Here is an 8,830-nt window from a genome sequence, read left to right as displayed (position 1 = left end):
GGGCGAGCCGCTCGTCCGCAGAGACCTTGCGGCTCTGGTGGAGATGATGGCGCGCAACCCGCGGATCGAGGATCTTGCCATCACCACAAACGGAGTTCTTTTGGCGGAGGCCGCGCAGGCGCTGTATGACGCCGGCCTGCATCGCGTGACGGTTAGTCTGGATACCCTGCGCCCTCATCGTTTCAGAGTCCTGACACGAAGAGACTCCCACGACAAGGTGCTGAATGGGATCAAGACGGCTCAACAGGTCGGCTTCAAGGGATTGAAGATTGATAGCGTGGTCATGCGGGGATTCAACGAGGACGAACTCGTTGATCTGCTGGAGTTCGGCAAGCAGATCGACGCCGAGGTCCGCTTCATCGAGTACATGGACGTAGGCGGCGCGACCCTGTGGTCGATGGATAAGGTCTTTTCCAGGGCGGACATCCTCGAGGCGCTCACGCGACAGTACGGCCGTATTGAGCCGGTCGTTGAGACGGGCTGGGCGCCTGCCGATCGATTTGTCCTGCCGGATGGCACAGTCTTCGGCATCGTTGCGTCCACAACCACGCCGTTCTGCCGTACCTGCGACAGGAGCCGGCTCACTGCCGATGGGATATGGTACTTGTGCCTGTACGCCCATCGCGGGATCGACTTGCGGACACCGCTACGGGCCGGGGCCTCAAAAGCAGAGTTGATGTCCATGATCGTCTCCGGATGGACCGGGCGACGCGATCGCGGCGCCGAAGAGCGGAAAGAACTTCGGGCGAGAGACGTGTTGGTCTTGGTCGAGGGCCTCAGAGCAGACCCTCGCCTTGAAATGCATACCAGGGGCGGGTAACGGGGCACAGAGACCTGCCGTCCTGTCACGGCAATCCTACGCAAAACAAGCCCAGCACGTAGACGTCCTTCCGCTACCTCAACCGCTCTAGCGCGCATTGCGTTTGAGGCGCAATCGGCATATACTGAACCAGAATGCTGTGGGGCGATCGAGAGACAGGCCGACGGGGGTGGCACTTACTTGATTATATGACGAAGGGCTGGCTGCTAGGTCTCCTGGCGATTGTCGCGTGGGTTACCATCGCATCTGCGGCGCCGAAGCGAGAGTTGTTGGTTTCAGCCGCGATCAGCCTGAAGGAGCCGCTGCAAGAAATTGGCGCCCTGTTTGAACAACGTCATCCAGACGTGAAGGTCGTCTTCAATTGGGGCGCGTCCGGTGCGTTGCAGCAGCAGATCGAGCGTGGTGCGCCAGTCGATGTCTATGTCTCCGCCGCGTCGAAGCAGATGGACGAACTCGAGGCCAAGGGCCTTCTCCTCAGTGAAACCCGGCGTACGCTTACTGCCAACCTGGTAGTCCTGATCAGATCTTCTGCTCTTCGGTCCGGCCTCACCTCCTTCAAGGATTTGACTAAACCAGAGGTCAAACTGATCGCCATCGGCAATCCAGGGACCGTTCCCGCTGGCGAGTACGCGCAGAGGGTTCTGATGAGTCTTGGGCTGTGGGATTCGCTGCAGCGGAAGCTGATTTTCACCGGGAATGTCCGTCAGGTCCTGGCCTACGTTGTGCGAGGCGAGGTCGAGGCCGCCTTGGTCTATGCCACCGACGCGCAGAGCGCCGGTGAGGCGGTCCAGGTGGTTGCCGCGGCACCCAAAGAGAGTTATCCGTCAGTCCTGTATCCGATCGCTGTGATCAAGATCTCGAAGCAAAGCCAAGAGGCCAGGGCTTTTGTTGATCTGACGTTGAGCGAGGCGGGACAGCGGATTCTGAGGGCCCATGGGTTCCTACCGCCGCCAAAGACCTTGGCCCGCTGAAGCGGACAGTCAAGACGCGAGACCGGATCTCATCATACGAGGACAGCCATGACGCACATCCCACTGGCCCCCCTGCTGCTGTCGTTGAAGATCGCCAGCTTGGCGACGATGGCCACACTGCTCCTGGGCACCCCGATCGCCTGGCTGCTGGCGCGAGGCCGATTTCCAGGTAAGGCAGTGCTGGAATCGATTGTGGTGGTCCCGCTGATTCTACCGCCTACCGTGACCGGCTACTATCTGCTGCTGCTGATCGGTCGACGCGGGCCCCTGGGACGTGTGCTGGAGGAGGGCCTGAACATCGGCCTCATTTTTACGTGGAAGGCGGCCGTCCTCGCCTCGACCATCGCGGCGCTACCGCTGTTCATTAAGGCGACCCAGGGGGCGTTCGAAGGGATCGACCGTCGGATCGAAGATGCGGGCCGGACGTTTAAACCCGTCCTGATTGTATTGTGTACGATCACCCTGCCGCTGGCGTGGCGGGGCATCCTGGCCGGATCGATTCTGGCCTTTGCCAGGGCCATGGGAGAGTTCGGGATGACGCTGATGATCGCCGGAAGCATCCCGGGGCGGACCCAGACGCTCGCCCTCGCGATTTACGACGCGGTCCAGGCCAATCAGTCACAGGAGGCGAATGCCATGTCAATTCTGGCGACGGCTGCCGTGTTGCTGATCCTCGTACTGGTCGGGCGAGTGACGACGCTCAAATACTGATGCTTGAGCTCGCGCTTGACAGACGATTTAAGGGATTTCACCTGCAGACGCATCTGCAGATCGGCGATGAGATCGCCGCCTTATATGGCCCGTCCGGCTCAGGCAAGAGTCTGACGCTTCTGGCGATCGCCGGCCTGATCAGACCGACTGCCGGGACGATTTGCATCAACGGTCGGACCGTCTTTGACGCCAACGCCGGCATCGATCTGGCGCCGCACCTGCGACACGTGGGTCTCGTCTTCCAGGAGTATGCCCTCTTCCCGCACAAGACCGTGTCAGGGAATCTCTCCTTTGGGCTGCCCCGAGGGACCCCTAAAGATCAGGCGACCGACCGGGTAAGCGAGATACTCCACCTCCTGCGGTTGGAGTCATTCGCGCAGCATTATCCGTATCAGCTCTCAGGCGGACAGCGGCAGCGCGTGGCTTTGGGACGCGCCTTGATTGGTCATCCTGAGATCCTGCTGTTGGATGAGCCGTTCTCCGCCCTTGATCCGGCTGTCCGGGAGATGCTTCGGCAGGAGTTGCTTCAGATGCTGGCTGACTTCAAGGGTACGATTTTGCTAGTGACTCACGATCTGCAGGAGGCGTACCTGATGGCTTCCACTATCGCCATTATCGACGGCGGCAAGGTACTCCAGATGGGAAGTCGAGAAAAGGTTCTCCATCAACCGCGGACCCGGCGCGTGGCCGAACATACCGGCGCGAAGAACATCTTGCGGGGCGTTGCCTGTCGCGGCCAGGGCGACAGATGGGACATCATCTGGCGGGGGCACCATCTCCAAGTGGATGGCTCTGGGCCGACGATGCCGGGGGAGGTCGAATTCTGTATCCGACCGGAGGATGTCAGGCTGGTGTGGCCGGACAGGGCGGAGCAGCGGGTCAACCTCCTGCGCGGCCGGATCGTTCACGAGCTAGGGCGTGGGCTTGACTACCTGCTTTTTGTCAGTCTCGTCGATGGGAGCGATCGCGGGAAGTATGACCTGGAAGTCCAGGTCCGAAGCCGCCTGCACCACTTGATGGGGCTGCATGCGGGAAAAGAAGTCTGGCTGTCGTTGCCCCCGGATCGTCTCCACCTGTTGGCGCCTGACGAGTGATGATCGACAGTAGCTGCGTGGAGGAGCGAACATGGAGCTGATCTGGCAAGGCACCAAGCAGGCTGTCCTGCTCCTCATTTACGGCGACCCGGAGGTGCGGCGGATTATGCTGCTGTCGCTGCAGGTCTCGGGAACCGCGACCCTGCTCAGCCTGCTGATCGGCATTCCGCTGGGCACCATCTTGGCCTTGAGCCGCTTTCCCGGGCGAGGCCTCGCCATCAGTCTGGTCAACACCGGAATGGGCGTGCCGCCGGTCGTCGTGGGCTTATTCGTGAGTATCTTCCTCTGGCGGAGTGGCCCACTGGGCTTTTTGGAGTTACTCTATACGCCAATTGCCATTATTCTCGCCCAACTCGTGATCGCCGGCCCGGTCGTCACCGGCCTCACCGTCGCCGCCGTGCAGCAGTTGAACCCGCGCCTGCGCCTGCAGCTTATGGGGCTGGGCGCCTCGAGGCTTCAGGTCGTGTATCTCCTCCTCAAAGAGGCGCGCCTGCCGCTCTTGGCGGCGCTGATGGCCGGCTTCGGTGCGGTCATCTCCGAAATCGGCGCTTCTATGATGGTGGGCGGCAATATCTACCGGCAGACGCGGGTGCTCACCACCGCTACGGTCCTGGAAACCAGCCGGGGGAATTTCGATATGGCGATCGCACTGTCGCTTCTGCTGATGCTCCTGACCTTTGGCGTGAATGTGACCCTCACCTGGATCCAGCAACGAGGGCGGACACCGTGAGCGGGCCGATACTCCGCCTCGAGCGGGTCACAGTGACCTACGACGGCATGCTGGTCCTTGACGCGCCGGCATTTGAGGTCCAGGAGGGACAGACTCTGGCCGTCATCGGTCCAAACGGGGCCGGCAAATCAACACTGCTTCGACTCCTCGGATTTTTGGAGCACCCCACTGAAGGGCGCGTCCTCTTCAGGGGTCAGCCGGTCCAGTCGTACGGCAATCTGCTGGTGGTCCGCCGCCGTATGGCCAGCGTCTTTCAGGAGTCATTGCTGACTGATGGAACTGTGGAGGCAAACGTAGCGCTCGGACTCAGACTCCGGCGTGTCGATTCGATCGAGGTGAGCAGGCGCGTGCAGGAGAGCATGGCCACCCTTGGCATCGGACATCTGGCCACACGGCGCACCCGGACCCTTTCAGGTGGAGAGGCGCAAAGGGTAAGTCTGGCGCGGGCCCTGGTCCTCGACCCGGAGGTCTTCCTGCTGGATGAGCCGTTCGCGGCCCTGGACCCTCCGGCCCGCGAGGGGCTGCTGGTTGACCTTAAGGCGATTCTCGACAAGCGACGGATCACCACGATCTTCGTGACGCACGATCGGAATGAGGCGTTGGCACTGAGCACTCAGGTCGCCGTCATGATAGGTGGTCGGGTGCTGCAGGTGGACACGCCGGAGCGGGTCTTTGCCGAGCCGATCAACGAGGAGGTAGCCCGTTTCGTCGGCATTGAAACGATTCTGAGGGGCCATGTGCAGTCCGTGAGCCACGGGCTTACCACCGTTGAGGTCCAGGGGTGGGCCCTGGAAGTGGCCGCGCCATTGACACCGGGGGAGCGCGTGCTGGTCTGCCTCAGGCCGGAGGAAATCACGCTCTTCCCTTCCCGAGCAACCCTGACCACCTCCAGCGCGCGAAATCGGCTCTACGGTCGGGTGGTCCGCCATCTGCCGGCCGGCTCCACCTATCGGGTGACAATTGACTGCGGCGTCCTGATCGTGGCGACAGTCACCCGGCAGTCGTGGGAGCAACTCGGCCTGCAGGACGGAGCTGACGTGGTGGCCACATTCAAAGCCACCGCTCCCCATGTCATCCACTGTGCCTGATGGTTTTTGTCCTTGACTTTCGTTCGACGGTTGGGTAAGTTAAGGTCAAAATGGAATTTCCCTCACGACATATGCCTGCCTTTACGTACGAGCAGTCCAGCCTGTCAACGCTGAGAGGCGCTCGTCAGCGCGAGCCCTTGGGCGTTGAGTGCCATTCAGCGACGAGGTGTCGCCATCGCGGTCACAATCCACCCGAGAGGAGGTAAAAGATGGAGGAGACGGAAGCACAACTCTTTGCTCGTCTCAGGGAGGAGAATCCGGAGTTTCAGCGACTGGCCGAGAAGCACAGAGAATTCGATGTGAAGATCAACGAGTTGGACCGGATCTATTACCTGACGAGCGAGCAGGAGCGAAAACGGAAGGAGCTACAAAAGCTCAAACTGACAATCAAAGATCAGATGCACGTGATTATGCGTCAGCACCGGCGCAATCACATGCCGGCCACGTCCCAAAAATGAAGCGGCTGACTCACGTCGACCGGCATGGCCACGCCCGCATGGTCGATATCAGTGAGAAAGACGAGACCAGGCGGGAGGCCGTAGCCAGAGGTACAATCACCATGCAGCCCGAGACCCTTCGCATGATCGAGAAGGGAAGGGTCCCGAAGGGCGATGTCCTGGCGGCTGCCAGGCTCGCCGGGCTCATGGCGGCAAAAAGGGTGTCTGACCTTATTCCACTCTGTCATCCCCTCCTCCTCTCCAGTGCCGAAGTCGAATTCACGCCGGTCGAGAAAGCAGGGCGTCTGGACATCGAATCACGGATCAAGGTCACGGGACGAACCGGGGCAGAAATGGAAGCCCTTACGGCCGTAGCGATGGCAGCCCTGACCGTCTACGATATGTGCAAGGCGGTAGACAGGGAGATGGTGATCGGCGCAATCCGTCTGATCGGGAAGACAGGGGGGAAGAGCGGGGTGTATTGTCGGCCTGGCGAGAACGGAGCCGGCGTCTGATAGCCTCCCGACAAGGATTAAGACCTCCGGTACGCAGCTAGGCGCTCAGGATGTCTTCTGAATTCAGGGCAGCGTTTATTTATACCCCGCGGTTCCTGGAGTTCGACTATGGACCGGGGCATCCGCTTCGCAATGAGCGGCTTGGGCTCACCTACGATCTGATTAATGCGTGCGAGTTACTATCCTTTCCTTCAACCCGTTCTGTCGAACCTGAACCTGCCACTGACGATGAACTCCTGGTCTTTCTGAAGCCTGACTACCTGAAGGTTCTCAAGGCGGCCGACCTGCCTGGCGGGCAGACAGGTGCCGGTCACTCTCCCCTGGAAGCGGCCCGGTATGGCCTCGGCACTCCCGATAACCCGATCCTTCCAGGAATCTACCGATGGTCTGCGCTGGTGGCCGGCGCCTCGCTGCGTGCCATGCGCCTGGTGGAATCGGGCGAGGTGTGGACGGCGTTTAATATGTCCGGAGGTCTCCACCATGCCGGACCTGGAAGGGCATCCGGATTCTGTTACATCAATGATGCTGCGCTGATCATCGCTGACCTCTGTCGGCGCGGGCATCGAGTGGCCTACGTGGACATCGACGCGCACCACGGCGATGGCGTTCAGTGGGCATTTTACGATACGGATCAAGTCTTGACGCTGTCAATCCACGAGAGCGGCAGCACCCTGTTTCCTGGCACCGGGTTCGTGAACGAAGTCGGTGAGGGGAAGGGGAAGGGGTACTCAGTCAATGTCCCTCTCCCGCCCTCTACGGATGACGAGATCTTCCTCTGGTGTTTCAATGAAGTGATCCCGCCTCTTGTGGAGGCCTTTCAACCCGATATCTTGATTACTCAGCTTGGCATCGATGCACACCGGACCGATCCCCTCTCCCACATTGGAATCAGCCTTGGGGCATTCGTCAAGGCAGTCCGGCGTCTGAAAGATCTCTGCGACCGATGGGTGGCGCTCGGCGGAGGTGGATATGACCTCAGAAACGTCGCTCGCGCCTGGACGGCCGCCTGGGCTATCATGAACGATTGTGAGCCGCCGGCTTTGCTTCCAGAATTCTTCCTGGCCCGACACAAGGGGATCGAGTGGAACGGTACGGCATTCATAGATGCCCCTGCAATCATTGAGGGGACAGCCAAGGCGTGCGCCTGGAAGGAGGTCAGGGAGACAGTGGGATTTCTCAGACGGGTAGTGTTTCCACGGCACGGCATCTGACGTTGGATCTTACACGAGGGGAGGGCCTATGACGAGCTAAAGATCGAGGCTAGGCGGGAACGGTGTACTCAGGGAGCGTTGAGGTATAGGAACGGGGCAACAATGGGTTTCGGTTTGGCAGGAGGCAGCCAATGGCATTCCAGGATAAGTCACTGACGTGTGTTGATTGTGGACAGCAGTTTACCTTCACCGCGGGCGAGCAGGAGTTTTATGCACAGAAAGGATTCATGAATGAGCCGAAACGGTGCAAGGGCTGCAAGTCGGTACGCAAAGGGGTAGGCGGCCATGGAGGCCCCCGCCAGGAGTACGAGGTCGTCTGCTCGGCCTGTGGCCAGCAGACTTCCGTTCCCTTCAAGCCGATCCTCGACAAACCGGTCTTCTGCAAGCCCTGCTTCGTGGCCAAGCGATCGGCGATGACGTAAGATGTACAAATCTGAATAGCGCGTCATTATAAGCGTGCGTGAAGGGCCGGGCGAGTCTATGGTCGTCCGGCCCTTTGCTTTCCGGGATCCGTCATTGCGAGCGTAGGGAAGCGATCCAACCGTTCTTTCCTCACGTGCTCCATAGTCATGGATTGTCATTCCGGGCTTGACCGCGGATCGGGTTCGGGGCAGGTTCCAAAATCCAGAAGACGGATTCATGGGCACGTCCACAGAAGCTACTTTGACAAAATGCATCGTCGCTTTTCTATTCCACAGGGTGTCCGCGAAGCAACGCTTTGATCATCAACCCTACGACGACGATGTTGGCTGAAAGCGCTCCAAGGGAAAGCCACGCATCGCCGCGAAACAATTTGTATATCTCAAAAGGGATATAGATGCCCCCGCTTACTGCTGCGAACCACTCCGCCCAATGTCTTTCTCGCCATAGGCCATAAGCCTCTATTAAGCGTACCAACGCATACCCTGCAGCGAATGCTGCCAGTGTTCTTAATCGCGAATCCGTGGCCTTCGCGGCGAAGTCAAGGAAAATGCGCGGGTAACTGCTGGCCGGATTGAGGTGTAAGTGACCCACCAACCGTTCGGCGAACCGTTGGGCATCATGATGAATGAGAGACAATGCGCCAATTCCGGCCAGGAGGACGAGTGAGCCTTTCATGGCTTCAAGTAGCGCGACCGTGCGGATGGCGCCAGACGACCGGGTACTCAATAACGCCTCGTTGCAGTGCTGGCCGACCGTTGAGTGTATTGACCGATGCATCGCTACCCGACACATTTGGCGACTACAGCGATTCTGCTGTCTTGCCAGGAAGT

At 59.9% G+C, this 8,830-nt stretch carries 11 protein-coding genes; 10 read left to right on the top strand and 1 reads right to left on the bottom strand.

Annotation, left to right across the window (positions count from 1 at the left end):
- The 10 genes from KGL31_10720 to KGL31_10675 all read left to right on the top strand — a co-directional run.
- Window positions 1-820, top strand: an 820-nt coding sequence (locus KGL31_10720; protein MDE2322367.1) for a radical SAM protein, incomplete at its 5' end; no start/stop codon positions are given.
- Between the two features lie 188 nt (window positions 821-1,008).
- Entirely contained in the window at window positions 1,009-1,791 is a 783-nt protein-coding gene (modA, locus tag KGL31_10715) for a molybdate ABC transporter substrate-binding protein (GenBank protein ID MDE2322366.1), read from the top strand.
- A 48-nt stretch (window positions 1,792-1,839) separates the two neighbouring features.
- On the top strand, window positions 1,840-2,502 hold the full coding sequence (modB, locus tag KGL31_10710) for a molybdate ABC transporter permease subunit (protein MDE2322365.1): 663 nt from the start codon (window positions 1,840-1,842) through the stop codon (window positions 2,500-2,502).
- Window positions 2,502-3,596, top strand: a complete 1,095-nt coding sequence (locus tag KGL31_10705) for an ABC transporter ATP-binding protein (protein MDE2322364.1) — start codon at window positions 2,502-2,504, stop codon at window positions 3,594-3,596. Before modB ends, KGL31_10705 begins: the two co-directional genes overlap by 1 nt.
- Before the next feature lie 31 nt (window positions 3,597-3,627).
- Window positions 3,628-4,326, top strand: coding sequence for an ABC transporter permease (locus KGL31_10700; protein MDE2322363.1), 699 nt, complete (start codon window positions 3,628-3,630; stop codon window positions 4,324-4,326).
- Window positions 4,323-5,414, top strand: a complete 1,092-nt coding sequence (locus tag KGL31_10695; protein ID MDE2322362.1) for an ABC transporter ATP-binding protein — start codon at window positions 4,323-4,325, stop codon at window positions 5,412-5,414. The genes KGL31_10700 and KGL31_10695 overlap by 4 nt, the downstream gene beginning before the upstream one ends.
- A 209-nt stretch (window positions 5,415-5,623) precedes the next feature.
- Window positions 5,624-5,872 carry a DUF465 domain-containing protein gene (locus tag KGL31_10690; GenBank protein MDE2322361.1) on the top strand — a complete coding sequence of 83 codons (249 nt, stop codon included), beginning with the start codon at window positions 5,624-5,626 and terminating at the stop codon, window positions 5,870-5,872.
- Window positions 5,869-6,366, top strand: coding sequence for a cyclic pyranopterin monophosphate synthase MoaC (gene moaC, locus KGL31_10685; GenBank protein MDE2322360.1), 498 nt, complete (start codon window positions 5,869-5,871; stop codon window positions 6,364-6,366). Before KGL31_10690 ends, moaC begins: the two co-directional genes overlap by 4 nt.
- Before the next feature lie 50 nt (window positions 6,367-6,416).
- The gene (locus KGL31_10680; protein ID MDE2322359.1) at window positions 6,417-7,577 is read left to right on the top strand and encodes an acetoin utilization protein AcuC; all 1,161 of its coding nucleotides are present in this window, start codon (window positions 6,417-6,419) and stop codon (window positions 7,575-7,577) included.
- Window positions 7,578-7,708: 131 nt separating this feature from the next.
- A complete protein-coding gene (locus tag KGL31_10675; protein ID MDE2322358.1) occupies window positions 7,709-7,999 on the top strand; it encodes a zinc-ribbon domain containing protein in 291 nt (96 codons plus the stop codon).
- Between the two features lie 265 nt (window positions 8,000-8,264).
- Here KGL31_10675 and KGL31_10670 read toward each other — a convergent pair whose 3' ends face one another.
- The gene (locus KGL31_10670; protein ID MDE2322357.1) at window positions 8,265-8,777 is read right to left on the bottom strand and encodes a DUF2127 domain-containing protein; all 513 of its coding nucleotides are present in this window, start codon (window positions 8,775-8,777) and stop codon (window positions 8,265-8,267) included.
- Window positions 8,778-8,830 lie beyond the last annotated feature (53 nt).

This window comes from Candidatus Methylomirabilota bacterium (assembly GCA_028870115.1).
GTDB lineage: Bacteria > Methylomirabilota > Methylomirabilia > Methylomirabilales > Methylomirabilaceae > Methylomirabilis.
The sequence above is the reverse complement of the archived record's forward strand: the minus strand, read 5'-3'. Positions and strand labels throughout refer to the sequence as shown.